General features: G+C 56.3%; 24 protein-coding genes, 1 tRNA gene and 1 pseudogene. 15 read left to right on the top strand and 11 right to left on the bottom strand.

Translation table 11 applies throughout. The features are described from left to right. Positions 1-88: 88 nt before the first annotated feature. A pseudogene (locus N8E89_RS17360) lies at positions 89-1000 on the bottom strand (efflux RND transporter periplasmic adaptor subunit); the annotation flags it as partial. A 711-nt stretch (positions 1001-1711) separates the two neighbouring features. Between N8E89_RS17360 and tig the strand changes: the two are divergent. After that, a complete protein-coding gene (tig, locus tag N8E89_RS17355) occupies positions 1712-3136 on the top strand; it encodes a trigger factor (RefSeq protein ID WP_106663135.1) in 1425 nt (474 codons plus the stop codon). Between the two features lie 65 nt (positions 3137-3201). Here tig and N8E89_RS17350 read toward each other — a convergent pair whose 3' ends face one another. From N8E89_RS17350 to N8E89_RS17315, 8 genes are all read right to left on the bottom strand, one after another. Beyond that, entirely contained in the window at positions 3202-3921 is a 720-nt protein-coding gene (locus N8E89_RS17350; RefSeq protein WP_106663136.1) for a 3-keto-5-aminohexanoate cleavage protein, read from the bottom strand. 126 nt (positions 3922-4047) lie between these two features. Next, entirely contained in the window at positions 4048-4881 is an 834-nt protein-coding gene (locus N8E89_RS17345; RefSeq protein WP_262260588.1) for an AraC family transcriptional regulator, read from the bottom strand. Between the two features lie 72 nt (positions 4882-4953). Continuing rightward, positions 4954-5757, bottom strand: a complete 804-nt coding sequence (gene radC, locus N8E89_RS17340; RefSeq protein WP_106663138.1) for a RadC family protein — start codon at positions 5755-5757, stop codon at positions 4954-4956. A gap of 13 nt (positions 5758-5770) precedes the next feature. Continuing rightward, the gene (map, locus tag N8E89_RS17335) at positions 5771-6601 is read right to left on the bottom strand and encodes a type I methionyl aminopeptidase (RefSeq protein WP_106663139.1); all 831 of its coding nucleotides are present in this window, start codon (positions 6599-6601) and stop codon (positions 5771-5773) included. Positions 6602-6619: 18 nt separating this feature from the next. Then, a complete protein-coding gene (gene sfsA, locus N8E89_RS17330; protein ID WP_106663140.1) occupies positions 6620-7321 on the bottom strand; it encodes a DNA/RNA nuclease SfsA in 702 nt (233 codons plus the stop codon). Positions 7322-7942: 621 nt separating this feature from the next. After that, positions 7943-8017: transfer RNA gene (locus N8E89_RS17325), tRNA-Glu, on the bottom strand. Positions 8018-8161: 144 nt separating this feature from the next. Then, the gene (locus tag N8E89_RS17320) at positions 8162-9367 is read right to left on the bottom strand and encodes a YcbK family protein (protein WP_262260587.1); all 1206 of its coding nucleotides are present in this window, start codon (positions 9365-9367) and stop codon (positions 8162-8164) included. A 377-nt stretch (positions 9368-9744) separates the two neighbouring features. Beyond that, entirely contained in the window at positions 9745-11565 is a 1821-nt protein-coding gene (locus N8E89_RS17315; protein WP_106663141.1) for a PHA/PHB synthase family protein, read from the bottom strand. Positions 11566-11685: 120 nt separating this feature from the next. Here N8E89_RS17315 and N8E89_RS17310 point away from each other — a divergent pair, with 120 nt between their 5' ends. The 7 genes from N8E89_RS17310 to N8E89_RS17280 all read left to right on the top strand — a co-directional run bounded on the left by N8E89_RS17310 (position 11686) and on the right by N8E89_RS17280 (position 20036). Beyond that, a complete protein-coding gene (locus tag N8E89_RS17310) occupies positions 11686-12030 on the top strand; it encodes a hypothetical protein (RefSeq protein ID WP_106663142.1) in 345 nt (114 codons plus the stop codon). A gap of 256 nt (positions 12031-12286) precedes the next feature. Next, entirely contained in the window at positions 12287-13504 is a 1218-nt protein-coding gene (locus N8E89_RS17305; RefSeq protein WP_112760892.1) for an LL-diaminopimelate aminotransferase, read from the top strand. A gap of 69 nt (positions 13505-13573) precedes the next feature. Next, positions 13574-14890, top strand: coding sequence for a homoserine dehydrogenase (locus tag N8E89_RS17300; RefSeq protein ID WP_106663144.1), 1317 nt, complete (start codon positions 13574-13576; stop codon positions 14888-14890). A 178-nt stretch (positions 14891-15068) separates the two neighbouring features. Then, complete coding sequence (glpX, locus tag N8E89_RS17295; protein ID WP_106663145.1) at positions 15069-16058, top strand: class II fructose-bisphosphatase; 990 nt, start codon at positions 15069-15071, stop codon at positions 16056-16058. Between the two features lie 207 nt (positions 16059-16265). Beyond that, complete coding sequence (locus tag N8E89_RS17290; protein ID WP_146147753.1) at positions 16266-16823, top strand: hypothetical protein; 558 nt, start codon at positions 16266-16268, stop codon at positions 16821-16823. Positions 16824-16899: 76 nt separating this feature from the next. Continuing rightward, the gene (recJ, locus tag N8E89_RS17285; RefSeq protein ID WP_106663147.1) at positions 16900-18690 is read left to right on the top strand and encodes a single-stranded-DNA-specific exonuclease RecJ; all 1791 of its coding nucleotides are present in this window, start codon (positions 16900-16902) and stop codon (positions 18688-18690) included. Positions 18691-18791: 101 nt separating this feature from the next. Beyond that, a complete protein-coding gene (locus N8E89_RS17280) occupies positions 18792-20036 on the top strand; it encodes a Y-family DNA polymerase (RefSeq protein WP_262260584.1) in 1245 nt (414 codons plus the stop codon). 240 nt (positions 20037-20276) lie between these two features. Here N8E89_RS17280 and N8E89_RS17275 read toward each other — a convergent pair whose 3' ends face one another. Beyond that, positions 20277-20534: a YjhX family toxin gene (locus N8E89_RS17275; RefSeq protein WP_106663149.1), complete on the bottom strand. Its 258-nt coding sequence runs from the start codon at positions 20532-20534 to the stop codon at positions 20277-20279. A 277-nt stretch (positions 20535-20811) separates the two neighbouring features. Here N8E89_RS17275 and N8E89_RS17270 point away from each other — a divergent pair, with 277 nt between their 5' ends. Then, positions 20812-21111 carry a nuclear transport factor 2-like protein gene (locus N8E89_RS17270; protein ID WP_210203716.1) on the top strand — a complete coding sequence of 100 codons (300 nt, stop codon included), beginning with the start codon at positions 20812-20814 and terminating at the stop codon, positions 21109-21111. A gap of 21 nt (positions 21112-21132) precedes the next feature. Here N8E89_RS17270 and N8E89_RS17265 read toward each other — a convergent pair whose 3' ends face one another. Further along, entirely contained in the window at positions 21133-21912 is a 780-nt protein-coding gene (locus N8E89_RS17265; RefSeq protein ID WP_106663151.1) for a bestrophin-like domain, read from the bottom strand. A gap of 233 nt (positions 21913-22145) precedes the next feature. Between N8E89_RS17265 and N8E89_RS17260 the strand changes: the two genes are divergently transcribed. From N8E89_RS17260 to N8E89_RS17240, 6 genes are all read left to right on the top strand, one after another. Next, positions 22146-23249 (top strand): DNA cytosine methyltransferase, encoded by a 1104-nt coding sequence (locus N8E89_RS17260; RefSeq protein WP_262260581.1) that lies wholly within the window; start codon positions 22146-22148, stop codon positions 23247-23249. A gap of 47 nt (positions 23250-23296) precedes the next feature. Continuing rightward, positions 23297-24370: a DUF262 domain-containing protein gene (locus tag N8E89_RS17255; protein ID WP_262260579.1), complete on the top strand. Its 1074-nt coding sequence runs from the start codon at positions 23297-23299 to the stop codon at positions 24368-24370. Beyond that, the gene (locus N8E89_RS17250) at positions 24370-24894 is read left to right on the top strand and encodes an MAE_28990/MAE_18760 family HEPN-like nuclease (protein ID WP_262260577.1); all 525 of its coding nucleotides are present in this window, start codon (positions 24370-24372) and stop codon (positions 24892-24894) included. Before N8E89_RS17255 ends, N8E89_RS17250 begins: the two co-directional genes overlap by 1 nt. Further along, positions 24806-25120 (top strand): MAE_28990/MAE_18760 family HEPN-like nuclease, encoded by a 315-nt coding sequence (locus N8E89_RS29375; RefSeq protein WP_410010319.1) that lies wholly within the window; start codon positions 24806-24808, stop codon positions 25118-25120. Before N8E89_RS17250 ends, N8E89_RS29375 begins: the two co-directional genes overlap by 89 nt. A gap of 40 nt (positions 25121-25160) precedes the next feature. Next, a complete protein-coding gene (locus tag N8E89_RS17245; RefSeq protein ID WP_106663154.1) occupies positions 25161-25559 on the top strand; it encodes a very short patch repair endonuclease in 399 nt (132 codons plus the stop codon). Positions 25560-25818: 259 nt separating this feature from the next. Then, positions 25819-26208 (top strand): nuclear transport factor 2 family protein, encoded by a 390-nt coding sequence (locus N8E89_RS17240; RefSeq protein ID WP_106663155.1) that lies wholly within the window; start codon positions 25819-25821, stop codon positions 26206-26208. Positions 26209-26234 lie beyond the last annotated feature (26 nt).

Below are 26234 nucleotides of genomic sequence, written 5' to 3'. Positions count from 1 at the left end.
CACCACAAGTTCCGGCTTGACCTTTACGCCCGGACAGAATCCGCATCAATCCGTTGACAACAATGGTCTCATCGCCAGTCATGCCCTCGCGGATGACGCGGTAGCCGTAGAGCGTGGGCCCCACTCTTACCGGCTTTGGCGTGACGGTACCGTCCTCGCTGACAACATAGACAATCCGCTCGTTCTGATCAGAGCCGATCGCATCGTCAGGTATGAGGATGCCCTTGTACTTGTTCGACGCGGCCACTTCGACGCGGCCGAAAAGCCCCGGTTGCAGGATGAGATTGGGGTTGTCGAACCGGGCACGCACCCGCATCGTGCCGGTCGCCGCGTCAAGACGATTTTCCGCAAAGTCGAGTTTTCCCTTGACTGGCGGTTCGTTGGAATCGGTCAGCTTAACCGTTACTTCAAGCCCGCCACCGCCTTCCTGCAGGATTTGACCGTTTTCACGGGCCGTGCGCGCATAGTTGAGCAGATTGCGCTCGTCCACATCGAAGTAAAAGTCGATTGGGTCGAGCTGGACGATGGTGGTCAGTATCGTATCGTTTGCATTGACCAGATTGCCGACAGAGATCAGCCGGCGGTCGATGCGTCCGTCCTGGGGGGCGGTAATTTCCGTGTACATCAGGTTGAGCTTGGCGCCGTCAACAGAAGCCTGGGCGCCGGTTACACTGGCCTGGCCGGCCAGGAACGCGCGCCTTTGGTCGTCAAGGGTCGAGACGGACAACGTCCCGCTGCCAGTGAGCGATTCCGTCCGCTTGTACTGGGCTTCCGCATAGTCGAGCGTCGTCTTGGCAACCTCCAGCGCCGACTGAGCCTGTGCAAGCGCAGTCACATAGGGGCGCTGGTCAATCGTGAAAAGCGGATCACCCTTCTTGACCAGGGCACCATCCTTGAAATGCACCTGGTCGAGATAACCATCGATACGGGAACGGACGGCCACTTGATTGACAGCTTCAAACCGCCCAATGAACTCATCGGCATCGATAACGTCGCGCACGACCGGTTTCGCTACCGTCACGGGTGGCGGCGGAGGAGCGGCCTCTTGGGCGAATGCTGCAGATGCCGAGAAAATGACGGCAGTAAAGCCAAGTCGAATGGCTGAGATGAACGTTCGTGACAAGGGTAGCCTCCGTGACAATCAGACTTCCGATGCGTCGCGCGGGTAAATGCCGAGGTACTCAACTGGTTGGAGCAGCTGGAAGGCCGATTCAGCGGACGATCAAGTCAAGCAATGCAAGTCAGGTATTCAACGCTCTATAAGGTGCTCGTGAAGTCTCGACACGTTCGGCACGTTGCGCAACCGGCACAATGTGCATGCACAAATCAGCCGTCTCAAAACCCCACGTATCCAGACTTGCACAGTTCGATTTCCTTGTCACCTCGCAATCGTGGGTAGCGGAGGGCTTAGGATCCGCAATTTCGCCGCCCGCGATGGCTCCACCATTGATTTTTGTACTGAGTGGAAGTAAAGGGAGCGACCAGTCGGTAAAGGTGCAATTCTTCCGCAACTTTGTGCCACATTCTGTGATACAATCTGTGCCACAAATTGAGAGTTGAGTTAGAAATAAGGCAATAAAATCAACGTGGATGGCAGGAGCTGAGCTTGCTCCATCCGCACCGAAGCCACGATGGCAACAGTTTTTCTCCCGCAAATTGGCAACCAAGCCGGAGACGGCGGGACAAATGTTAAAAAAGTGAAGGTTTGGACATGCAGGTTACTGAAACGCTCAATGAAGGGCTGAAGCGCGAGATCAAGGTCGTTGTTCCGGCCAAGGATCTGGAAGCAAAGCTTTCCGAACGCCTCCAAGGCGCCAGCGCCAAGGCGCGTATTAACGGCTTCCGCCCCGGCAAAGTGCCCATGAGCCATCTACGCAAGATGTATGGCAAGTCGTTCATGGCTGAAGTTGTCAATGAGATCTTGAGCGATTCATCACGCTCGATCCTTGCCGATCGCAACGAAAAGTCGGCAACCCAGCCTGAAGTCGTCATGACCGAAGACGAGAAGGAAGCGGAAAAGGTCTTGAGCGGCGAGGCGGATTTTGAATTTTCGCTGAACTACGAGGTTCTGCCTGCGATCGAGATCAAGGATACCTCTAAGATCAGCGTCACGCGTGAAGTTGTCGACGTAAGCGATGAGGAAGTCGAAGAGCAAGTCAAGCGCGTTGCAAGTTCTGCCCAGACCTTCGAAACGAAGAAGGGCAAGGCCGAAAGCGGCGACCGCGTTACCATGGACTACCTCGGCAAGGTCGACGGTGTTCCCTTCGACGGCGGCGCTGACAGCGATGCAACGCTTATTCTCGGTTCTGGCCAGTTCATTCCGGGCTTCGAAGACCAGCTGATCGGCGTCAAGGCTGGCGACGAAAAGCAGATCAACGTGACGTTCCCGGCCGAATATGGTGCCGCCCATCTTGCTGGCAAGGACGCAACCTTCGACATCACCGTCAAGGAAGTTGCCAAGCCGGGCGAACTTGAAATCAACGACGAGACCGCCAAGAAGCTCGGCATCGAAAGTGCGGACCGCCTGCGTCAGGTCATCCGTGAACAGATCGAGAGCCAGTACGGCACGTTCACCCGCCAGAAGGTAAAGCGTCAGATTCTCGATGCGCTTGATGGCGAATACAAGTTCGAATCGCCGGAACGCCTGGTAAATGCCGAGTTCAATAACATCTGGGCACAGATCGGTAACGATCTTCAGGAAGCCGGCAAGACCTTCGAAGACGAAGATACGACGGAAGAAGAAGCTCGTGAAGAATACCGCAAACTGGCTGAACGCCGTGTGCGCCTGGGCCTCGTTCTTTCCGAAATCGGCAACAAGGCCGGCATCGAAGTAACTGAGGAAGAATTGCAGCGCGCCGTTTACGACCAGGTTCGCCGTTATCCCGGCCAGGAACAGCAGATCTATGAATTCTTCCGCAAGACTCCGGAAGCGGTCAACAATCTGCGCGCTCCGATCTTCGAGGAAAAGGTTGTCGATCACCTTCTTTCGAACATCACTGTTACCGACAAGAAGGTGACCAAGGAAGAGCTGATGGCTGACGACGAGGCGGATGCCAAGCCCGGCGAGGCCAAGAAGCCTGCCAAGAAGGCGGCGCCGAAGAAAGCCGCCAAGAAGAAGTCCGACGACGAGGCATAAGCTTCACCGTTCCGATCATAAAGAGGCCGCTTCAAGCGGCCTTTTTCTTGCCTTGAGTGACCTGTTCAGTACGCACGCGCCAGAAGAACCGCCGCACCAACGATATCAGCGTTGCCGGCGGCTTTCTTGCCCGAGGGAAGGAGATTGCCATCCTCAAGCCCAACGCGACTGTCATAGCCTCGAGCCATGGCCTCTCTGAACATCGGCCACACACTCGCTTCATCGCCATGCATCAGAATGGGAAGCCTGAATTTGGCTCGCGCCAGGACCGATATGATTCCCGTTGCAGCGGCCAGGCCTTCGTCGATGTCCTGTTCGTTGATTTCAATCAACACGCGAAGGCATTTTCTGGCGTCAGGCAATGTCACGAAGCGCTCGGCATCACTGATGGACCAAAGTCCGGCTTCCACCCCAATGCCCTTGCCGAGAATCAGTGAGATCACGTCCGGAGCGTCTTCTTCGATAAGATTGACGGAAACATAATCAGGAAGTACCTGCCACCGCTCGATCTGTCCCTGGCGTGCCGTGCCACCGGGCGGTATGCGCCAATGGGTCGAAAGTCCGATGGGAGTGCCCGGTACATTGTGACGGATTGCAAGTATTGCCTCTGCCGTGTCGTTGGGATCGAGGCTCTCGGCACCGCTGGAACTGCGAGGATGGATGTGCAGTTCGCTTGCACCCGCCGCCACCGCAGCTGCTGCGTCTTTGGCGAGTTCTGCCGCCGTATAGGGCACCGCAGGATGAAAGTCGCGTGTTCGTCCACCGTTCAAGCAGGCTTGCAGCATGGTATGCACTCCAGTCGCGTAACCGCAGTTGATCATAGCGGATTTCGTGCTGACAGCGAGATGTCATGATAAATGAGCGAAAAACAGGGGGTGGGGATGGAACTCCCGCAACCCCCACTTTTGATGTCAGTTCTTGATCGGAATCCAGATCTCCATGCCGCCATTGCCGGTTCGTGGGTCGAATTCGGGGCCGTATCGCTCGAAATTCGGTGCGTCGGCAACTTCATGCCGGGATCTGGGCAGGTACTTGCCCCAGATGGTCATCATGGTGCTGCGGATCGACGAGATGTGGTCCCGATGCGTGAAAACCAGATACCGCTGTGCGGGAATGCGCACCCGGCTGAATTCGTCCGGAAGATCGGAAAAGTCCGTAACTTCCACGCCCGCAATATAGTCGAAATTGTTCTCTTCGTCGCTGTTGCAGCAGACGCCGTAGTAAATGTCGCCAACCTGGCCGGACACATTGCCCGCATAGGCATTGAATTGCTGCCATTGGGACGGGATCGCCTTGCTGGTCTCACAATTATAGCGGGCACCGATGCCAGCGATGAGCATTGCTTTGCCCTCGACGGTGCGGGGTGTTTCGAGATTTACAACAAATGATTCATCCATTTTGAGTGCCTCCACCATTGGAATGTTTTCGACATGGCCTTGCGTACGGACCTGTTCCGGCGTGAAACCGAACTGGTCGCGAAAGGCCCGGGTGAACGCTTCATGGGAGTTGTATCCGGCGCCGAGAGCGACGCAGAGAATATCCGGGGCACCCTTGGAAAGGATCTTCGCCGCTTCGGTCAGCCGCCGGCCGCGCAAGTAGCCACTGACAGAACGGCCTGTGAAAACGGCGAATGCGCGGGACATGTAGAAGCGGGATATGCCGGCCGAGGCCGCAATATCGTCCAGTGTAATGTCCTCGGCAAAGTGACCTTCGATAAACCAAATCGCCTTCTCAACCGGATTCATTCAAACCTCCATTTAGCACGGAACCGGGATAAGGGCTTTTGGTGTGGCGCATTTGATTATGTTTGCGCTCGGCTAGAAAAGATTCAGACCTTTGAGACTGGCATGGCCATTCTTGCCGATAATGATGTGATCATGCACGACGATGCCCATCTGCGCACCAATATTGGCGATGGTCTTGGTCATGTCGATATCGGCTTTGGAGGGTGTCGGATCACCGGAAGGGTGGTTATGCGTCAGGATGATGGCGCTGGCGGAAAGTTGCAGGGCCCGCGCAATGACCTCGCGCGGATAGACGGGCGTGTGATCCACAGTTCCAACTTGCTGCACTTCATCGGCGATCAAAGCATTTTTCTTGTCTAGAAACAGGATGCGAAACTGTTCGCGCGGTTCGTGCGCCATGGCCGCTACGCAGTAATCCATGACTTTACTCCACGAACTCAATACGGTCTTTTCCCGAATATCACTGCGGATCATGCGGTGGGTGAGGGCGGAGACGAATTTAAGATCGAAGGCCGCAACCGGCCCGCAACCTTTCACTTCCAGCAGCAGATGTTCCGGTGCGCCAAGGACCTCGGCAATCGAGCCGAAACGGGCAAGCAGCGCCTTGGCCAAGGGTTTTGTATCGCCCTGCTTGAACGACCGGTAGAGCAGCATTTCCAGCATCTCATAATCGGCAAATCCTGCATGGCCGACTTTTTGAAATCGTTCTCTCATCCGCTCGCGGTGGCCGTGATAATGCGGGGGATCTTCCGCCGGCTCGGTCTTCTGCTCCGCGTTGCGCTCTCGCGCTTCTGGCTCAACGGCAGGTTGTTTGGAGGAGAGTTTCGTCGAGGGTTCGTTGAGGAAGAAAGTCGGTTCTGGCTTTTCTTCGCTCATTTGCCTCGCGTTCCTATTCGAGTTTCAATCCCGGCGCGAACAAACCGGCCGGCGACAGTGTAAAGATCTCGCAGCCATTATTGGTGACGCCAACCGTGTGCTCATATTGCGCAGTCAGCGAGCGGTCGCGGGTAACCGCCGTCCAGCCGTCGGCGAGAACTTTTACGTGCGGGCGGCCTAGGTTGATCATCGGCTCTATGGTGAAGATCATGCCCTCGCGCAGTTCGACGCCTTCGTTCGGTGTGCCGTAATGCAGTATGTTCGGGGTGTCGTGGAAAAGCTGGCCGACGCCATGGCCGCAGAAATCACGCACGACCGAGCAGCGTTCCGACTCTGCGTAGGATTGGATTGCGGCGCCGATAGCACCAGTGCGGGCACCGGGCCGTACAGCTGCTATACCGCGCATCAAACTTTCGTGGGTAACTTCCATAAGCCGCTCGGCAGCACGTTTTATTTCGCCGACGGGATACATGCGGCTTGAATCGCCGTGCCAGCCATCGAGGATATATGTCACGTCCACGTTGACGATATCACCGTCGCGCAATGGCTTGTCATCTGGAATGCCGTGGCAGACCACGTGATTGATCGACGTGCAGCTGGATTTGGTATAGCCGCGGTAATTCAGCGTTGCGGGCAGCGCGCCGTGATCGGCACCGAATTCAAAGACGAATCTGTCGATCGTGTTCGTCGTCACGCCCGGCGCGACGATCGATGCTAGCTCATCCAGGCAGCGTGCTGTCAACTGGCACGCCTTGCGCATAGCCTCAAACCCTTCCGGGCCGTGAAGCCTGATCTGCCCGGTGTTCTTAAGGGGCGCGCTTTGCGCATCGAGATAGGTGACCATTATGCTGTCCGCTTGACGTCAGTCGATAATTGGCATCGTGCTGATTGCAGCAATGCCGGTAGGCGTGATGTGGCATTTTAATGCGTAAGCTTCAACCCCGCGCCGCATTGCCCGCTCAAAAGCAGCGGCATAAATGGGATCGAGGTCACCGCAGATTTTCAAGCTATCGCAGTCTCCACGCTGGATGACGTAGAGCATGACACCACGATGGCCACTTTCAACCATGTTGCCAAGTTCGTCCAGATGTTTTGCGCCGCGTGCAGTCGGAGAATCGGGAAATTCCGCCAGTCCATTCGTCCTCGAAAAATGCACGTTCTTGACTTCGACATAGGCGCTGGGACGCTCCCCATCATGCAGCAGTATATCGATGCGCGAATTGATACCGTATTTCTGCTCGCGTTTCAGTTCGCCGTAGCCCGTCAACGTGGGCAGCAAGCCCGACAGGATTGCTTCTTCCGCAATGCGATTGGGAAGGCCGGTGTTAATGCCGACAATTGTGCCCTGCGCTTCGACCATCTGCAATGTGTGCGGATATTTGCGTTTGGTGTCGTTCGAAAGCGACAGCCAGACCCTGATACCAGGATCGGTCAGCCCAAGCATCGAACCGGTGTTGGGAACCGAGCTGGTAATGGGATTACCATCATCCAGGATGATATCGGCGAGAAAGCGCTTATAGCGTTGAACCAGCCGGCCGGTGACGAGAGGGGACGTGAAGATCATCGCAACGGTTTAGCCGACCTCGAACGTCATAACAATCGTGGGTCGTGGTCCAGGCGGCGCCTGTCTTCCATAAAAAAACCTGCCTTTTGAAAGGCAGGTTAGTTTGCTCTGGGGTGGGAGAATCGGGCTCGAGTGGAGGTTGATTCGAACCCTGCTGCCGCAGATATGAGTGGCGGCAGTGATTTATGATAGGTCAGCTCATGATTTCGGTCTCATAACTTTGTCTAACAGCCGGTGACAAAGCTTGAAAAAACTGGACTGTTCTAATCCACAAGTCTGTCACATGCTATGTGCAGGGACGAAACCCATCAGGAGGAGACATGATGAAACTCAAGTTTTTCCTACCGTTTGTTGCTGTCGCGGCATTAACTTTGGCGGCCTGTGACAACAAGCCGTCAGAAGGCACAACCACACCGCCCGCGACCACATCCGAACCGACAACGCCCGCTCCCGCACCAGCCACCCCGGCTCCAGATCCGGCGAAGCCGGCACCAGCAAACTAGGCTGGACAACAGAATACGCAAACGGCCGGCTCATTTGCAGCTGGCCGTTTTCATTGCAGACGAACACAAAACCGTGAGAGTTTCGCGCCGTAAAGCTTTGATCTTCCTGGAAAAAACCTGGTACGCCCAAGGGGAATCGAACCCCTGTTTGCGCCGTGAAAGGGCGCCGTCCTAACCGCTAGACGATGGGCGCCGCTCGGTTAAGCGGCTTATAGTGAAACAGGTTTTCCGCCGCAACCCCATAAAGCGTTTTTTTTCGAAAAAATGGAACTTGTTCAATTCGCGGGCCGGATAGATGGGTCCCACCCCTCATCGGCAAAGTATTTCGTAGGTGAATTTAGGCCCGCCGGCGTGAGCAGCGCCAGTTCCAGTCGCGCCGCGGACCAATATCGACGTGTACTGATTCGGTATGACAATAGGTGCCAACTCCACCTCGTCCTGACATGGACCGCGCAAAATTAGCCAATTCCCACTTGGAAACCCCAGGAATTTGAATGTCCGCTGCGGCGCAGGACATGTGCAGCGAGGCCTTGGCGCCGTTTACCAGGCGGTTATAGGGTGGGCTGCGATAGCCGGAGGTAACAATTACCGATTTGCCGTAGCGGCGCTCGAGAGTCTTGAGGATACCGACGAGCTGCGGCTTGAGGCAGGCAACCTGTACGCTTTCGCGTTGAACTTTGAGGCCGTTCGGTGCAAGGCGCGCCAGACCTGCCGCCGACGCCAGAATCAATGGTGCGCCAGCTGCTTCGATGTCATCATCGGCATAAAGACTGTCGCGCTGCATGATCTGGATGCCGGCATTGGGCCGCACGCCAGGCAGCGATGACAGATGTTCCGTTTTGCCAGCAAATGATTCGGCGGACGGAAGCGCCGATGCGGTCTGTACCGGGGTTTCAACCGCCCGGAGCTGCGGCTGTGATTTTGGCTGGATGACCGCAACCTGGCGGCTTACCGGCGATTTTGCCTGGTTGTTGGCAAAGAGCCGGACGAGCAGGCCATTATCCCTGCCGGACGGCGGCTTCCTTTCGGGCGTTGCAGCCTGCTCCGTATTGGTTTCAGCAGCGTCGCCAGCTTTGGCATTCGTGGGTTTGGCGCCATCCTTATCAGCAGCATCAGTCGATTGCTGCGTCTCCTGTGGCTGGGCGGGCTGCGGGGCAGGCGGCGTCCTTGTTGAACTGCCAAACAAGGAAGTTCTGACGGGCGGCGCCACAGCGGCAGCCGCACCTGCGACCTCTTGTGTCTCTTCTGTTTTGGCTGGGGTGTTCGATCCGAACAGGGATGACTTGACGGCGGGCTTCATCTCGGCAGGAGCAGCTGCTTGCTGCGTTTCTGCTGTGGGCGAGGGCGTTGCGCCGGCGATCTGCGCGGGCTTGCCGTCACTGGGTTTGGCGGCCTCTGTGACAGCCTTCAGGGCGTTGGTCTCGGTGGTGCCTGCCAGGGCAAGCGCTTCCGGAGCAACGGTCTCAGTTCCGCTTGATGGCAGGGAAGAATCGGCGGCATGCTTTGAATCGCTGGTTGGGGAATTTTCCGGGGTGACGGCCAAAGCAGAAGTAACACTGGGGCTTGGTCCAGTCGAAGTGCAAGAAGTAGCGGCCATAGCAGAAAGCACGAGGACGCATGCAACCGTGCTCGCCCGAAGGGCCGAAACTGAAGCTGGCAGTATGTTCAACGATTCCCCCGTCTCGTCTTTTCCGGCCCCGTAGCTGTTCAGTCCGGTCCGCTTTTGTAAGAGCAGAAAGCTCGCGAAGTTCTATTGAAGTGCAAATAACACCGGCAGAGAGTCGCCAGAGTTAATGAACTTTTATCATCTGCACAAGGCGTCAAGTATACGTAGAATGAGGCGAAAACGTGATTGGCCACTTTCTTGCCATTGTCGAGAAGTCTTCTTGAAGCGATTTCACAGACTGGAACCGGTTGTTTTCATACACGCACGCGTACATAGGTTCCGGGCGCATCGGCAAGAATCTCCATGTTATTTTCGCCAGGCTTACGGGCAGGAACACGTTTCTTGTCCTGCGATTCGATCCATTTTTCCCAGTGTTTCCACCATGAGCCGGGATGTTCACTAGCCTTGGCCAGCCAATCGTCGAAAGAACCAACGGGCGCCGCGCCTGTCCAGTACTGGTACTTGTTCTTCTCCGGAGGATTGACGACACCGGCGATATGGCCCGAACCCGCAAGCACATAGGTAACATCGCCGCCAAAATACTGGCAGCCGGTAAAGACTGAAAGTGCGGGTGCGATATGGTCCTCCTTGGCAGCAAGATTGAAGATCGGGATCTTGACGTCACCGAGCGAGAGGTTTTCGCCGGCAAGCTGCATCATCCCGCGCACGAGGTTGTTGTCCAGATAGCAATTGCGCAGATAGTAAGAGTGGTTCGCCGCGCTCATGCGTGTAGCGTCGGCATTCCAATAGAGAAGATCAAAAGGTACCGGCTCGCGCCCGCGCATGTAGTTGTTGACGACATAGGGCCAGATGAGATCGCCGGAGCGCAGCATATTGAACGCGGTCGCCATGCGCGTGCCGTCAAGGTAACCCTCCGCTGACATTGCGTTCTCAAGGGCCCTGATTTGGTCCTCGTCGACAAAAACCTTCAGGTCGCCAGCATGGGTAAAATCCACTTGCGTGGTGAACAGGGTTGCACTCTTGATCCGGTCTTCACCTTCCCTGGCAAACAGCGCCAGCGCAGCGCTCAGCAGCGTACCTCCGACGCAATAGCCTATGGCATTGACGGCTTTTTCACCGGTGGCCTTCTCAATCGTATCCAGACCAAACCGCAGCCCCTCGTTGATATAGGCCGTCCAGTCCTTCAATGCGTGGCGCTGATCGGGGTTGACCCATGAGATGACAAAGACCGTATGCCCGCGATCAATGGCCCATTTGATGAAGGACTTTTCCGGATTGAGGTCGAGAATGTAAAATTTGTTGATCCAGGGCGGACAGATCAGAAGAGGGCGCTTCAACACGTCCTTTGTGGTTGGCTCATATTGGATGATTTCTGCCACGTCGCTGCGTGCGATGACCTTGCCCGGCGTTGTTGCCACGTTCTCGCCGAGCGCAAACTTGGTCAGGTCTGACTGGCGTAAACGCAGGTCGCCGCCGCCGGCGACAATGTCTTCCGCAAGCATCTTCATGCCACGAACGAGATTCTCGCCGTTGCTCGCAACTGTTTCTTTGTAGAGTTCCGGATTGGTCAGCAAGAAATTGCTTGGCGATGCGGCCGTGGTTATCTGCCTGACATAGAAAGCGGCCTTGTGCCGCGTGTGATCGTCGAGCCCTTCAGCATTCTCAACCAGATCTCCGGCCCAGCGCGCCGTGACCAGGTAGGCTTGTTTGAGAAAATCGAAAAAGGCGTTCTTGCCCCAGTCTTCGTCGGTGAAGCGCTTGTCGCCCTTTTCAGGCGTCACCACGTCTTCGACCTCTTCGCCGCCCATACGACGGATGGAATTCGACCAGATCGCCATATAGTTCGCGAACAGCTTCGTTTGCGCCTCCAGCGCGCGCGCCGGTTCAGACAGCCAGTATTCGGAAACCTTGGAGAGCGTTTTCACCACATCGGTGACAGGATCGGCCAGCGTATCGCGCTTCAGCCCCTTTTCGCGTGGCTCGACCCAGGCGGACGCAGCTTTGCCGGCTTGCTCGATCATATGGGCGACATTGCGCGCAAAGGCCTCTGGATCCTTGACGACATAATTATCAAGGTTTGGGGTCTTGCTGCTCTTGCCGCCTTGATTATCCATATAGTCGCTCCCTCCCGCCGCTAAAGCAATATTGACATCATATCATGAATTGGTGCTATCCCTCTAACGTGCAATTCTTATCACCATGATGAATATCGTTTTTTGCAGTCAGGACACACGATGAACACTCCGGTCAAAACCATCTTGCGCTTGTCGGTTGGCGCCGTTCTGATTGCTGGTTTGGGTGCTTGCGCCAATACGCCTCCTGCGCCCATGTCCAATTCCCCCTTGACCGGTCCCGTAAACACCGGGACATATCCGCATTTTACCCCGGATCCGAAAGGCGAGACGACGCAATTTACGCCTGAAGAAAAGGAAGCCTTGCGATCAAGGACCACTGCAGCGAAAAACAGCCAGGTTGGTCCGTCGTCGGATCCCGCGGTCGCGGCCCGCAGGCAAGCGGAGATGCAACTCCTTAAAAAGCAGCAGGCAGAAGATCTGAAGGCGATCGAGGGGAAGCTGTAAGCCCATAATCGCCCTCTGCTTCTTACGGGCTCAAAAACCCGCTCCGAATAGGCGCTCTACGGCTAGCATCACAATTCTACGAAGATGCGCTTCAACCACCGGTGGCTTCCCTCACACGATTTCACGGTCAGGCGCGAAAGCGGATGTGGCGGGGTTGGGCGCAAACGATTGCTATCCGCAATGATTGCTCGACCCCAGCGGCGTTTCGGTGTATAGCGCACGCGCACATTCAACCCTATTGACCGGACCCAACCCTATGGAAGAATTTCATAAAGTTCGCCGCCTGCCACCTTACGTTTTTGAACAGGTGAATCGCCTCAAGGCGAGCGCGCGAGCCGCGGGGGCGGACATTATCGATCTTGGCATGGGAAATCCGGATCTGCCGACGCCACAGGGCATCGTCGACAAGCTGTGCGAAGCCGTTCAGGACCCGCGCACGCATCGCTATTCTTCTTCCAAGGGTATTCCCGGTCTGCGCCGGGCGCAGGCTGCCTATTACGATCGCCGTTTTGGCGTCAAGCTCAACCCCGATACGCAGGTCGTGGCGACACTCGGCTCCAAGGAAGGCTTCGCCAATATGGCGCAGGCCATCACGGCGCCGGGGGATGTGGTACTTTGCCCGGATCCCACCTATCCGATCCACGCCTTCGGCTTCATCATGTCCGGCGGAGTTATCCGCTCAATTCCTGCTAAACCCGACGACCAGTTCATTCCGGCGTTGGAACGCGGCATCCGCCATTCAATCCCGAAGCCCCTGGCGCTGATTCTCAACTATCCGTCCAATCCGACCGCACATGTCGCTTCGCTGGATTTCTACAAGGACGTCGTGGCTTTCGCCCGCAAGAATGAAATCATCATTCTGTCAGACCTGGCCTATTCCGAAATCTACTTTGATGACACGCCGCCACCATCGGTCCTGCAGATACCTGGCGCGATCGATGTCGCCGTAGAATTCACGTCGATGTCGAAGACATTCTCCATGCCCGGCTGGCGTATGGGCTTTGCCGTCGGCAATGAGCGGCTGATCTCGGCGCTGACGCGGGTCAAATCCTATCTTGACTATGGTGCGTTTACGCCGATCCAGGTCGCTGCTGCCGCTGCGCTGAACGGTGACGGCTCCGACATTGCCGAAGTGCGCAATATCTACAAACATCGCCGTGATGTGCTGGTGGAGAGCTTCGCCCGTGCCGGCTGGGAGGTCCCCGCGCCTGCCGCCACCATGTTTGCCTGGGCACCAATTCCCGAAAAATTCCGCAGCCTTGGCTCGCTCGAGTTTTCCAAACTGCTGATCGAACATGCGGATGTCGCTGTTGCCCCTGGCATCGGCTTTGGCGAACATGGCGATGATTATATCCGTATTGCCTTGGTGGAGAACGAACACCGGATCCGTCAGGCAGCCCGCAGTCTCAAGCGGTTTCTTGCAACCGCCGACGAAAAACTGCACAACGTCATTCCGTTGAACCTGCGTCGCTGATCGGACGCACGTCAAGGGAATCCGCGGCGCCGTCCGGCGCCGCTTCAGAAAATCTCAGGGAATTGAATGATGAGTGAAGCGCTGCGCGTGGGAATCGCCGGACTGGGCACGGTTGGTGCCTCGGTCCTGAAAATATTGCGTGACAAGGGCGAAATGCTCACCCGTCAGTGCGGCAAGGAAATTATTGTGACTGCCGTCTCGGCGCGTGATGCAAAGCGTGACCGCGGCGTGGATTTCTCGTCGGCGACCTGGTTCGACGATCCGATTGCTTTGGCCAGGTCCAACAATATCGATGTTTTCATCGAACTCATCGGCGGCGACGAGGGCCCGGCGAGGGCCTCGGTTGAGGCAGCGCTCAGGTCCGGCCGCCACGTCGTCACGGCCAACAAGGCGCTGCTGGCCAAGCACGGTGTTGCGCTCGCCAAGATTGCAGAAGACAAGGGGGTGCTTCTCAACTTCGAAGCGGCGGTAGCCGGCGGCATTCCCGTCATCAAGGCGCTGCGCGAGTCACTGACCGGCAACACGGTTTCGCGCGTCTATGGCATCATGAATGGTACCTGCAATTACATCCTGACGCGCATGTGGGACGAGGGCATTTCCTTCGAGGATTGCCTCGCTGATGCGCAGCGCCTTGGCTATGCCGAGGCCGACCCTACCTTCGACATCGAGGGCAATGATACGGCGCACAAGCTGGCGATCCTGACGAGTCTGGCTTTCGGCACTCAGATTGCGGCTGACGACATCTATCTCGAAGGCATCAGCAATATTTCGCTCGCCGACATCAAGGCGGCAGACGAACTCGGCTACCGCATCAAGCTCCTGGGTGTTGCATTGAAGACCGACAGCGGCATCGAACAGCGTGTTCATCCGACCATGGTGCCGGTCGAGTCCGTCATCGCGCAGGTCCATGGCGTGACCAATGCGGTGGCGATCGAAACCGATCTGCTTGGCGAATTGCTTCTGTCCGGCCCCGGTGCCGGCGGCGCAGCCACAGCCTCGGCGGTTATTGGCGATCTTGCCGATATCGCGAAGAGCCGTCCGGGCTTCCAGCATGGCCCGGTGTTTGGGACGCCTGCCAAGGCGCTTGCGCCTTACAAGCGTGCCAGGATGCGCGCGCATGAGGGTGGTTACTTCATCCGCCTGACTGTGCATGACCGCGCGGGTGTGTTTGCCGCGATTGCCAAGCGTATGGCCGACAACGACATTTCGCTGGAATCGATTGTGCAGCGTCAAAGCGCTCACGACCAGCCCGAGGCAACCAAAACGGTCATCCTCGTGACACACGAGACAACCGAGGCGGCCGTCAAGAAAGCGCTTGAAGGCATCGTCAAGGATGGCCACGCGACTGACAAGCCGCAGATGATACGCATCGAGCGTGCGGGTTAATCCTGTTCTAAAAACCCGGCTACACCGTTTAATCGATTAGCTTTTTCGGCGAGGGGATTTTCTTGCCCGTCGGCTCTTGCCGCACGGTTGTGACTTTGACAAAAGGTTTGCATACCGATGCTAAGGAACGCTGTATTTATTCGAAATATGGCAAATCGACACCAACGCAGGAAACATTATGCCGAAAAATTCCGACCAGATTGAAGCAGGTCTCGATCGTATTCTGACCCTTGAGCTAGTGCGTGTAACCGAGCGTGCGGCCGTTGCTGCAGCGCGGCTGCGCGGGCGCGGCGACGAGATGGCGGCCGATCAGGCGGCTGTTGACGCGATGCGCCAGGAGCTTAACCGCCTGCCCATCTCCGGTACTGTCGTGATCGGCGAAGGCGAACGCGACGAAGCGCCGATGCTCTACATTGGTGAGGAAGTTGGAACGCGCAACGGACCGGCGGTCGACATCGCGCTTGACCCGCTGGAAGGCACGACGATCTGTGCCAAGAACTTGCCGAATTCACTTGCCGTCATTGCAATCGCTGAAAAAGGCAATCTCCTCTACGCACCCGACGTATACATGGAAAAGATTGCCGTTGGACCCGGCTATCCGGCCGGGATCATCAATCTCGATGCACCGGCGATCGAGAATATCACTGCCGTGGCCAAGGCCAAGGGCGTACCCCTCAGTGAAATCACAGCCTGCATCATGGATCGTCCGCGTCATGCCCGCCTCATCGAGGAAGTGCGTGCAACCGGCGCTGCCATTCGCCTGATCGGCGATGGCGACGTGGCCGGCGTCATCCATACGACGGACCCGGATGAAACCGGGATCGACATCTATATCGGCATTGGCGGTGCACCTGAGGGCGTATTGGCTGCTGCAGCGCTGCGTTGCATCGGCGGCCAGATGCAAGGACGCCTGCAGCTCAACAGCGACGACAAGATCGCCCGCGCTGCCAAGATGGGCATCAGCGATCCGAAGAAGATCTATACGATGGAAGAAATGGCCAAGGGCGACGTGCTCTTTGCCGCGACGGGCGTTACAGATGGCAATATGCTTTCCGGCGTCAAGTTTGCGCGCGACTACATCCAGACCCATACGGTTGTCATGCGTTCGCATTCCCAAACAGTGCGCGAAATCAAGGCCAAGCACCAGGATCTGTCCAAGTTCCAGTAAGAACACTTTGGTCAGTTACATGGACTGCCGGTTCCGAAAGGGACCGGCAGTTTTGCTTTTTAACCCAGTTTCGTGATCAAGTGTGACTGTACCCTATTGGGATCAAATGATTTTTGCTATTTTGATCTCAGAGGAATTCATTCCGATAGGACAATCATGAATATCCGGTACGGAATAGCATGTAGTGTATTGTCGGCGGTCCTTGTTTTGGCCGCTGTTTCTTCGCTGCAAGCGCAGGAAGCGGATCTTGACCTCATTCAGGGCTATCGTTCCGGTGACATTCTGGTTGGACTTCCTGAAACCTCGGGTCCCTTTACTGTGATCAGCCGCACCAGTGATCCGCAAAACTTCAGCGCTACCGTGGAATATGGAGGTGTGGACGCGCGTGCGATCGTGTCGATCAATGGTGTCCGCGCCAGCAATGTTGCAGGCATGTACCCTGTCAGGGACGGGCCGGACGATCCTGTGGTGCGCAGCCTTCTCGATCAGGCTTTTCAATATCATAGCAGCCAGCCCAACCAGATCGCGGTACGAACCAATATCAGTTACGGCAATCGGGCCATGGCTTGCGTCAGTTCGGATGATCCCCAAAAGAAGGATGATTTTCTGGTCTGTGCGACTGGTGTTCTTGGCCGCTACATGCTGATTCAGCCGGTCATGAATTACAGGCTCAGTTCGAAAGGCGTGGTTGACCGCCAGCTCGCCGATTTCGCCTCATCGATGGCTCAGGCCATAAGCGAGCTGGCGCTGCCGGCGGGGAATTGAGCCACTGTCTGCGATTGCCGTTGGATACATCTTTCGAAGCATTGCATTCATTGCCGCCGGATGATTGAACCTTCAGATGATTTCTGAACGGCTCTTCCTCGGCGTTGAACAATCGGCAACCGGTCTGAAATGGGTCGACCGGCTGGGACAGCGCGAGGCAAATATCGCGCTTGCCATGGCGCAGAACCATGGTTTTCCCGATCTGGTGACGCGCGTTCTGGCGGGCAGGGGTGTTGGTCTGGACGAGGCGGCTTCCTTCATGGAGCCGACGATCAAGGGCCTGATGCCGGATCCAGCTTCGCTGACTGATATGAATAGGGCAGCGGAGCGCATCGCCAAGGCTATCGCCGGGCATGAGAAAGTTGCGATTTTTGGCGACTATGACGTCGACGGCGCCTGTTCTTCGGCTATCCTGTCACGTTTCCTGACCCATTACGGCATTGCCAACCGGATTTACATTCCGGACCGGATCTTCGAGGGCTACGGTCCCAATCCGTCGGCGATGCAGGAGCTGGCGGCGCAGGCGTCGCTCATTGTCACGGTCGATTGCGGCACCAACAGCGCGGCGGCGATTGAGGCGGCCAAGGCGGCAGGCGCCGAAGTGGTGGTGCTCGATCACCATCAGGTAGGCGGCGAATTGCCGGCTGCGGCGCATGCTGTTGCCAATCCGAACCGGGAGGACGATCTCTCCGGCCAAGGTCATCTCTGCGCTGCAGGGGTGGTATTCCTCACACTGGTGCAAACGCTGCGGATCATACGCGAAAAGCGCATCGCCACCGGCACGCTTGCGCCTGACCTCCTGTCGCTGCTCGATCTGGTGGCGCTGGCGACCGTGTGCGATGTAGTGCCGTTGAAGGAGCTCAACCGGGCCTTCGTCGTCAAGGGCATACTGGTGGCGCGGGCCCAGCAGAACGTCGGACTGGCCGCGCTGGCGCGTGTCTCGCGCATCGGCGAGCCGTTGAATGCCTTTCATTTCGCTTACCTCATCGGGCCGAGGATCAATGCTGGCGGGCGCATTGGCGATGCCGGGCTTGGCGCAAGGCTGCTGACGCTCGACGACCCCAACGAAGCGATGCGTATTGCCGAGGAACTCGACCGGTTGAACCAGGAACGCCAGGCGATGGAAACCATCATGCTGGAACAGGCCGAGACGGAAGCGATGGTCGAGCTCTCCGCCGGGGCGGGACCGGCAGTTCTGGTCACCGCCAGCGACGACTGGCATCCGGGCATCGTTGGGCTTATTGCGGCGCGGCTAAAGGAGCGCACGCGGCGCCCGGCTTTCGCCATCGCCTTCAACGCCAATGGCACGGGCAGCGGTTCCGGCCGGTCGATCAATGGCTTCGACCTGGGAAGGCTGGTGCGAAATGCGGTTGAACAGGGGCTTCTCGTCAAGGGTGGCGGTCATGCCATGGCGGCAGGAATCACGGTGGAACGGGGCAAGTTGGGCGCGCTAAGGGCGTTCTTCGAGGAGAATGCCAGCGACATGGTCGGCCAACTCCGCGGCAACGCATCCCTTGCCATCGATGGCGCGTTGAGCGCCGCGGGCGCCACTGTGCCCCTTTATGAAACCATGGAGAAGGCCGGTCCATACGGCTCCGGGCATCCGCAACCGGTTCTGGTACTGCCCCATCACCGGTTGGTCGATGCCCGGATGGTCGGCACGGCCCATGTCAAGGCGACGCTGGCCGGAGCGGACGGCAAGCGCATCAACGCTATCGCGTTCCGGGCGGTCGGCAGTCCACTCGGCGACTTCCTTTTCAATCAGTTGGGCCAGTCAATGCATGTGGCCGGCAACCTCGCTCTCAATCACTGGAACGGCTCGACCACCACGCAATTCCGCATCCTCGATGCGGCAAGAGCCATCTGAATCATCGTTTTTTGTCAGGATTGGACATTTCTCCTACAGATTTCTATTTCATATCTATATCACATATGTTCTAGTTTTGTTCTCAGTTGAGAGCTTCGAGCATGCGTAAACCGACCCATCCTGAAAAGCTGTATCTGGATTTCGACAGTTTCTTTGCCAGCGCCGAGCAGCAGCTCAATCCGGCGCTGCAGGGACGTGCGGTTGCTGTTGTGCCGCTGGATTCGCCCCATACCAGTGTCATCGCCGCGAGCCGCCAGGCCAAGCCCTTCGGCATCAAGACGGGAACGCCGGTACGCGAGGCGAGGGAGAAATGTCCGGACATCGTCTTCATCGAAGCACGACCGGATGTATACGTAAAGTTGCACAACCGCATTCTCGAGACGATCGAGCGCTGCGTGCCGATTGCCTCGGTGCGCTCCATCGATGAGGTCTCCTGCAGCCTGCTGGCGTCGGAGGCGCGCGAAGCCGAGGCGCTGGTGGCGCGGATCAAGCGCGCCCTGCGTGACGAGATCGGGCCGATCCTCACCTGTTCAATCGGCATCTCGGTCAATGAACTCCTGGCCAAGATCGCGGCGGAAATGGACAAGCCGGACGGTTTTGTGCTGCTGGATCATGCCGACCTGCCGGGAAGGTTGTTCGACCTCGAACTGCGCGATCTGCCGGGCATTTCCAAGGGCATGGAGACGCGGCTGGGCGAGGCGGGCGTCACCGATATCCGCGGTTTGTGGGATCTCGCGCCGAAGCACGCCCGCGCCATCTGGAATAGCGTCGAGGGCGAGCGCTTTGTCTCGGCGCTGCATGGCTACGCGGTGGAAAAGCCGGAGACGGTCAAACGCATGTTCGGCCATGGCCGCAATTTGCCGCCGGACTGGCGCGCGCCGGAAAAGGTGCTGCAATGCGCCAGGCTGCTGACGCTCAGCGCCGCCCGCCGCCTGCGCCGCTCGCATTTCCGCGCCGGAGCCATGAGCTATACGATCGGGGTCAGGCGCGACAGCCGCGTGACACTGGAAGGCCAGTTCCGCCCGGCGCGCGACGACCATACTTTCCTGAATTGCCTCAATGATTTGCACGCAAAACTGCTGAAATCGGGCGAGATGCGCAACATCAGCAATGTCACCGTGGTGCTGCACGATCTATCCGGCGAGGAGGAGGCGAGCCGCGACCTGTTCGACACCGGCGCGAGCATGAAGCAGCGCGGCCAATGGGAACGCGTTTCGGATATACTCGACAAGGTGCGCGTGCGCCACGGCTCGAAGGCGCTAAACCTCGGGCCCATGAATGGCCCGGGCAACTATATCGGCTCGAAGATCGCGTTTGGGCGCATACCCGAGGCGGAGGATTTTTGAGGTTGATCCGATTTCTCTCCCTTGCGGGAGAGAAAGGATTTTCCCGGATTTAGCCCTTGCTAAATCCTTGGAAAATCCAAGTAAGGGGATACTTTTCTGTTGAAGTCAAGAATCCCCTCTCTTGCGATTTCTAGCACTTAGCAAGTGCTAAGGTGCTGAAATCGCTACCAGGGCGAGCCACGGAGCTCGCCCGCCTTTCGGGCCCCTCAATGGGGGAGATAACCGGCCGGACCCACGGTGCTACCGATTATCCAGCTCGGCGCGCACCAGTTGCAGCCCGCGCCGGGTGACCCGGTAGGGCCCGCCACCGGCGGACGCGATTGCCCTTTTCTGTTTCAACTTGCGAAACAGCCGAAGATCGCAGGCCATATAGCGGGAGCCATCGCGGGTGAGGCAGATGATCTCGACAATGGTCTTGCGTTGGTCTTTTTCGAGCAGAATCTTGCCGCCCTGGGCGAGCAGGTGAAGAATGCGCTGTTCGTCGCGCGAAATATCCATGTCTGTAGTCCTGAGGAAAACGGGCAAAAGCCCATGAGAACTCGTCCGCAGCCGGTGATGCCGGCGCGGGGCTCCTGTTTTCATGCCCCAAGCTTCAAGGAAGCTGGGCTTCAGCGGGACTCAGACTGAGAAGACATAAGGACTCCATCGGGTGGATGGCCGATATATAACGCGGACAATCCGGATGTCAAAGCGGCGCGGAACCTTCGCAGCTCCGGCGGGATTATAGATCATCACACGAGGGAGGATTGCCAAGGACCGCGCCGCGATCGAGCCATTGATTGCCGAGGATTTCCATTTCACCAGCCCGCTCGACAACCGCATTGATCGCACCATCTTTTTCGAACGCTGCTGGCCGAACAGCGAAATCATTGCGGGTTTCGAATTCATCCATCTCGTCCCCACGGGCGACAAGGTGTTTGTTGCCTATGAGGGCAGCAGCACCGACGGCCACAGGTTCCGCAACACGGAAATCCTGACCGTTCGCGAGGGCAAGGTCACCGACGCGGAGGTCTATTTCGGCTGGTCGATCCCGCACAAGGCAGAACCGGGCGGCTTCGTCGACAGTTCACAATAGGCAAGGTCCGGTCGCACTTGATCAGCTTGGCGCCGGCGGCGCCGCGCTGGCGATCTGCTCCTGCAGCCGCAGCAGCGGGCCCGGACTGAGCTCGGCCGGCGGGCTGTAGGGATTGGAGAAGGCGTAGATGAGAAACAGGATGATGCCGGTATAGGCGCCGAATATCGAAATCAGCAGGATATTTCGGCGCCGCGGCGGGTAGGAATAATAGGCGAGCGAAATGAAGAACAAGCCCGAAAGCGCGGCGAACCAGAATATCGCGCTCATGGTATCGGCAGCGGTGCTCTCGCGCCTGGTGCGGCTGTCGGAAACGACATAGATGCGGTCGAGCATGTGGCCGCGCAGGCTTTGCTGGCGCGGATTTGTTGGCACGAGGTCGAGAACCGCGCGATAGGCCTCGTCCCATTGCGCCCAGGCTTCCGGCGCCAGCCGGTCGGTCTCGCCAAGTTCCTGCCATTCCTTATCGACGACGACGCGGATATAATCGCTGAGTTCCTTCTGGATCGCTCCCTTCTCGGCATCGCCATAGCGCCCGGCATCGAAATAGATGTCGGCGAGGGCATTGGCCTCCGTGGCGGTCTGGTAGCGGAGCTGCTGGTAGTCGATCATCTCCTGCGCAAAAACCAGCGCCAGGATCAGCCCGTGCAGCGCGGAAATGCGGAAGATGACCGAGCTCGCCAGGTCTTTTTCGTGGGTCTCGGCCTCGCCGCCGGTGATCCACCGCATCAGGAAATAGGAAGCGAGCGTCAGCGCGATGGTTCCGCCGACGAAAATGGCACCGACAAAAACCTCGAAAAGCATGCGGCATCTCCCCCGGGACGGTATTTTTAGCTGCCGGTTATGCGCGTTGTGCGCAACCGGAGCAGCATTTATGCAACCGATGGTATCCCCTGGGGGTAATTTACGTGGATTTGGCGGGAATGCTACTGGGATCAATGAGTGCGCAGAAGCCAGAAATCAAATAGTGAATTTTCAACGTAATTAGCGTGCTGCCCCACTGGTAATACGATGTCCGACTCGGATATTGAAATAATATGACTAAGACTGTTTCTAACATGGTAGTTCAAGAAGATACGACCGCAGTCATCGACCTCTTTTGCGGGGCGGGTGGGCTGGCCTATGGTCTTAAGATGGCCGGGTTGCACGTGGCTGCGGGCGTCGATCTTGATCCAAATTGCAAGTATCCATTGGAAACAAATACTGACGCTGTTTTTGCGTGTCGGGATGTTTCGGACCTAGCTCCCGAAGATTTAACACAATGGTTTGGCGATGCTTCGGTTCGTGTATTGGCAGGGTGTGCTCCCTGTCAGCCATTTTCCACTTATTCACAAAGCCGTAAGTCAGTCGATCATCGGTGGACGTTGCTACGTGAATTCCAGCGTTTGGCCATGGCTGTTCGTCCAGAGATTGTTACCATGGAAAACGTTCGCGGTTTGGCGACCCAGGCCGTTTGGAGCGAGTTCGTCCAAGGGTTAGAGGAAAGCGGCTATACGGTTTCTTGGAGCGAAGTAACATGTACAGATTATGGTATTCCCCAAAATAGGAAACGATTGGTGTTATTGGCCTCTCAGTTTGGGCGAATTGAGCTGATCGAACCAACCGAGAAAAAAATTGTCACTGTAATGGATACCATTGGCGATCTGCCTCCCATCGCGGCAGGAGAGCAATTTGATGGTGATCCCTTGCATATATCATCGACATTGAGCTCTCTCAATCTGCGTAGAATGAAGGCTTCGAAACCAGGGGGAACGTGGCGAGATTGGCCGAATGACCTTCGAGCGGATTGTCATGTCCGCGAAACCGGAAAGACATACCCTTCGGTATATGGTCGGATGGAGTGGAACAAGCCCGCACCAACCATGACGACTCAGTGTTTTGGATTTGGTAATGGGCGGTTTGGTCACCCAAAACAAGATCGCGCTATCAGTCTTCGCGAGGCCGCGCTACTGCAATCGTTTCCACGCGATTATGCTTTCTTGAAACAAGACGAGCAAGTCTCTTTTAAGCGCCTTGGTACCTTGATCGGAAACGCAGTTCCACCAAAGCTCGGAGAAATAATTGGGCAATCCATCCGCCAGCACCTTGTGCAAGTGCGTAGTGGTACCCTGCCGGGAACACAACAACTGTCTCTGCTCTAAGATCGTCGGCGGAATATAATCGACCTTAAGAAAAATTGGGGGATTGCATGGGGAAACAGACACGGAAACGGACCGTTTCGGCTGAGCAAATAGCAGATGCCGAAAGGCAGATCGTAGACCGTTCCCGCCGTATTGATTTCTACATGACTGAATACTCAGTCGAATTGCTCGTCGAAAAATTGGGTCGGGAGGATTTCGTGATCCCGAAGTATCAGCGGGAATTCACGTGGGATCCGTTTCGGAAATCCCGATTTATCGAGTCCCTCATTATGGGCTTACCAATTCCGTTTCTTTTTTTCTGGGAAATGGACAGCGGAAAACTAGAGATCGTTGATGGCTCGCAGCGCCTTCGTACTCTGCACGAATATGTGCTTGGCGATTTGAAACTTTCCAATCTCGAAGAGTTGTCATCGCTTTCCGGTACCAGGTTTTCGGATCTCCCTCCCTCACGTCAAAACAAGATCAGGAATCGATCAATTCGCGGCATAGTACTTAACGAGCATGCCGATGATCAAGCTCGCTTCGATATGTTTGAACGAATAAACACCGGCAGCAAAGCAGCGAACACTGCTGAAGTCCGTCGTGGCGCGCTTGGCGGCCCGTTCTTAGATTTGGTGGTTGACTTGGCGCGTACGGAATCTCTGGCGGAATTAGCACCCGTGTCGAGCAAATCCGAGCGAGAGAGGATACGCGAAGAATTAGTGACCAGATTTTTTGCCTATGGTGATGGAATGGACGGATATCGAGACAGTCCATCCCGTTTCATATTTGAATATACGGGTAAGATGAATCAATCTTTTCAAGATCGACCTGAATTAGTTGAAGAGTACAGGGACCGATTTAACTTGGTAATGGCATTCGTTGAACGCGTGTTCCCTCACGGATTCCGCAAAACTGAGAATGCAAACACCACCCCGAGAGTTCGTTTCGAAGCAATCGCCATCGGTAGCTATCTCGCCCTCAAGGATCATCCAGAAATTGCAAACGGAGACATACCAGATGTTTCCGTTTGGCTCGAAAGTGAAGGGTTCAAGGAAGTTACAACCTCTGATGCGGCTAATGTGAAATCCAAGCTGCTGAGACGCTTAGAATTCGTTCGCAATGCTCTTGTGGAGGGGTGATGCCAGACGAACTTTCCGAGCGTTTTGAGGAACGGTTCTCTGAAATACTTGCTTACTTGGATTTCTTGGAAAACGTTCAGACCGCAGTGCAATCTGGTGTTCCTCAACTAGGCGGTGAGGACGGTCTAGTGGTAACCACTCTGCAACAGCGGATTCTCTATTCGGGCGTGTACTTACAGCTATATAATCTTGTCGAGTCGACCATGACGGGATGTTTGGATGCAGTAAGCAAGGCTGCGATACAACAGGCCCACTGGGGCCCGGCGGATTTGAGCACCGAATTGAGACGTGAATGGGTCAAATATGTGGCTCGAACGCACGTTGAAATGGGTTCCGACAAAAGACTTGAAAAGGCCATCCTGCTTTGTGACCATCTGGTCTCGGCGTTGCCGGTCGGCCCGTTTGACATTGAGAAAGGTGGAGGAGGCAATTGGGATGATTCATCGCGTCGCTCTACGAATTGGTTTCGATCTAAAGGTCAGCAAACGCTCGTTCAAAGATGTGAAAAAGATCGTACGAGATGATCTTGGATCAATGGCGTTGATTGTTAGCCTTCGAAATAAATTGGCTCACGGTTCAATGTCTTTCGCGGAATGCGGCCGATTTGATACGGTCAACGATCTAAAGCAGATATCAAAACGCGTCGCGGCTTATCTAAGAGAGGTGGTGGAGGCATTCATCACATATATAAAGGAACACAAATATTTACGACCGGAAGTCAGGCCACAGCAAGAGATACCAGCAAACTGACTCAGTGGAGAATATAACTTCTCCAGAGCGATCTTTGCTTATGTCGCGAATAGCGCAACGTGACACCAAACCGGAAATGGTCGTGCGACGATTAATTCATTCGTTAGGTTACCGGTTTCGTCTGCAAAGACGAGAACTACCGGGTACCCCCGATCTCGTCCTCCCACGATTTCGCAAAGTGGTATTCGTTCATGGTTGCTTTTGGCATCGCCATCCTGGTTGCAAATTAGCTTCATTCCCAAAAACAAAGATTGATTTTTGGCGCGATAAATTTTCGCGAAATATTGAACGAGACAATAGGAAAGAAGCTGAACTAATCGCTCTTGGCTGGGATGTCTTAACCGTTTGGGAATGCCAAACTCGGAAACCCGAAGCGCTACGCGTTCGGCTCCGTGATTGGCTCTCGGATTCCATTAATTGCAATAACAGTAATAATTAGCTGCCCCAACCGCCTCCGCCGCACCAACTCCGCCTTGCTTTCTCGCTGTGTCCTAATCAGCTTCCAACGCCGGTGCGTCGTTTTACGGGCTGACCGTCCACGTGCCCTCGACGCGGTCGTGGCACCGCCACCGATTATGGTGCCGCCCGGCCTTGCGACCATCATCGATATTCTAATGACGTCCGTTTCCCGACACATCGGTGGAACTTGACAGCGATGCAGAGCGTTTTGCGGTGATACAACATTGCAGGAGGACGTCATGAACGCTCATGCCAAGCCAACGAAGAACGAGATCGTCAACCTTGAGAAATCCTACTGGGACGCGATGAAGGCGAAAGATGGCCGCCGCACTTCCGAACTCTCGGGGAAGACCGCGCTCGTCACCGGCGCACAGGGGGTCATGCGTATCGAGAAAGAGAAAATGGGTAAGATGACCGAGGAAGGAAATTGGAGCCTCGACTCCTATGCCCTTGAAGATGTCGAAGTATCCACGCCTTCGCCCGATATTGCGCTCATTGCATACACAGTTCGGCAGAGCGTCACGATGAACGGCAAGTCGCAAGATCTGCGGGCAGCCGACAGCTCTGTCTGGATACGCGGGTCGAAAGGATGGGAGTGTCACGCCCACAGCGAGACATTCTTAAAGTAATATAGCGGGGCCGCCAGCGTATATCC

The organism is Phyllobacterium sp. A18/5-2, assembly GCF_025452215.1.
GTDB classification, from domain to species: domain Bacteria; phylum Pseudomonadota; class Alphaproteobacteria; order Rhizobiales; family Rhizobiaceae; genus Phyllobacterium; species Phyllobacterium sophorae.
This window is presented reverse-complemented; position numbering and strand designations above follow the sequence as displayed.

What these genes read in the sequence shown, in the direction of transcription:
- tig (WP_106663135.1), top strand. Translation starts at nt 1,712, where the DNA reads ATGCAGGTTACTGAAACGCTCAATGAAGGGCTGAAGCGCGAGATCAAG.
- N8E89_RS17350 (WP_106663136.1), bottom strand. Translation starts at nt 3,921, where the DNA reads ATGCTGCAAGCCTGCTTGAACGGTGGACGAACACGCGACTTTCATCCT.
- N8E89_RS17345 (WP_262260588.1), bottom strand. Translation starts at nt 4,881, where the DNA reads ATGAATCCGGTTGAGAAGGCGATTTGGTTTATCGAAGGTCACTTTGCC.
- radC (WP_106663138.1), bottom strand. Translation starts at nt 5,757, where the DNA reads ATGAGCGAAGAAAAGCCAGAACCGACTTTCTTCCTCAACGAACCCTCG.
- map (WP_106663139.1), bottom strand. Translation starts at nt 6,601, where the DNA reads ATGGTCACCTATCTCGATGCGCAAAGCGCGCCCCTTAAGAACACCGGG.
- sfsA (WP_106663140.1), bottom strand. Translation starts at nt 7,321, where the DNA reads ATGATCTTCACGTCCCCTCTCGTCACCGGCCGGCTGGTTCAACGCTAT.
- N8E89_RS17315 (WP_106663141.1), bottom strand. Translation starts at nt 11,565, where the DNA reads ATGGATAATCAAGGCGGCAAGAGCAGCAAGACCCCAAACCTTGATAAT.
- N8E89_RS17310 (WP_106663142.1), top strand. Translation starts at nt 11,686, where the DNA reads ATGAACACTCCGGTCAAAACCATCTTGCGCTTGTCGGTTGGCGCCGTT.
- N8E89_RS17305 (WP_112760892.1), top strand. Translation starts at nt 12,287, where the DNA reads ATGGAAGAATTTCATAAAGTTCGCCGCCTGCCACCTTACGTTTTTGAA.
- N8E89_RS17300 (WP_106663144.1), top strand. Translation starts at nt 13,574, where the DNA reads ATGAGTGAAGCGCTGCGCGTGGGAATCGCCGGACTGGGCACGGTTGGT.
- glpX (WP_106663145.1), top strand. Translation starts at nt 15,069, where the DNA reads ATGCCGAAAAATTCCGACCAGATTGAAGCAGGTCTCGATCGTATTCTG.
- recJ (WP_106663147.1), top strand. Translation starts at nt 16,900, where the DNA reads ATGATTTCTGAACGGCTCTTCCTCGGCGTTGAACAATCGGCAACCGGT.
- N8E89_RS17280 (WP_262260584.1), top strand. Translation starts at nt 18,792, where the DNA reads ATGCGTAAACCGACCCATCCTGAAAAGCTGTATCTGGATTTCGACAGT.
- N8E89_RS17275 (WP_106663149.1), bottom strand. Translation starts at nt 20,534, where the DNA reads ATGGATATTTCGCGCGACGAACAGCGCATTCTTCACCTGCTCGCCCAG.
- N8E89_RS17265 (WP_106663151.1), bottom strand. Translation starts at nt 21,912, where the DNA reads ATGCTTTTCGAGGTTTTTGTCGGTGCCATTTTCGTCGGCGGAACCATC.
- N8E89_RS17260 (WP_262260581.1), top strand. Translation starts at nt 22,146, where the DNA reads ATGACTAAGACTGTTTCTAACATGGTAGTTCAAGAAGATACGACCGCA.
- N8E89_RS17255 (WP_262260579.1), top strand. Translation starts at nt 23,297, where the DNA reads ATGGGGAAACAGACACGGAAACGGACCGTTTCGGCTGAGCAAATAGCA.
- N8E89_RS17250 (WP_262260577.1), top strand. Translation starts at nt 24,370, where the DNA reads ATGCCAGACGAACTTTCCGAGCGTTTTGAGGAACGGTTCTCTGAAATA.
- N8E89_RS29375 (WP_410010319.1), top strand. Translation starts at nt 24,806, where the DNA reads ATGATTCATCGCGTCGCTCTACGAATTGGTTTCGATCTAAAGGTCAGC.
- N8E89_RS17245 (WP_106663154.1), top strand. Translation starts at nt 25,161, where the DNA reads ATGTCGCGAATAGCGCAACGTGACACCAAACCGGAAATGGTCGTGCGA.
- N8E89_RS17240 (WP_106663155.1), top strand. Translation starts at nt 25,819, where the DNA reads ATGAACGCTCATGCCAAGCCAACGAAGAACGAGATCGTCAACCTTGAG.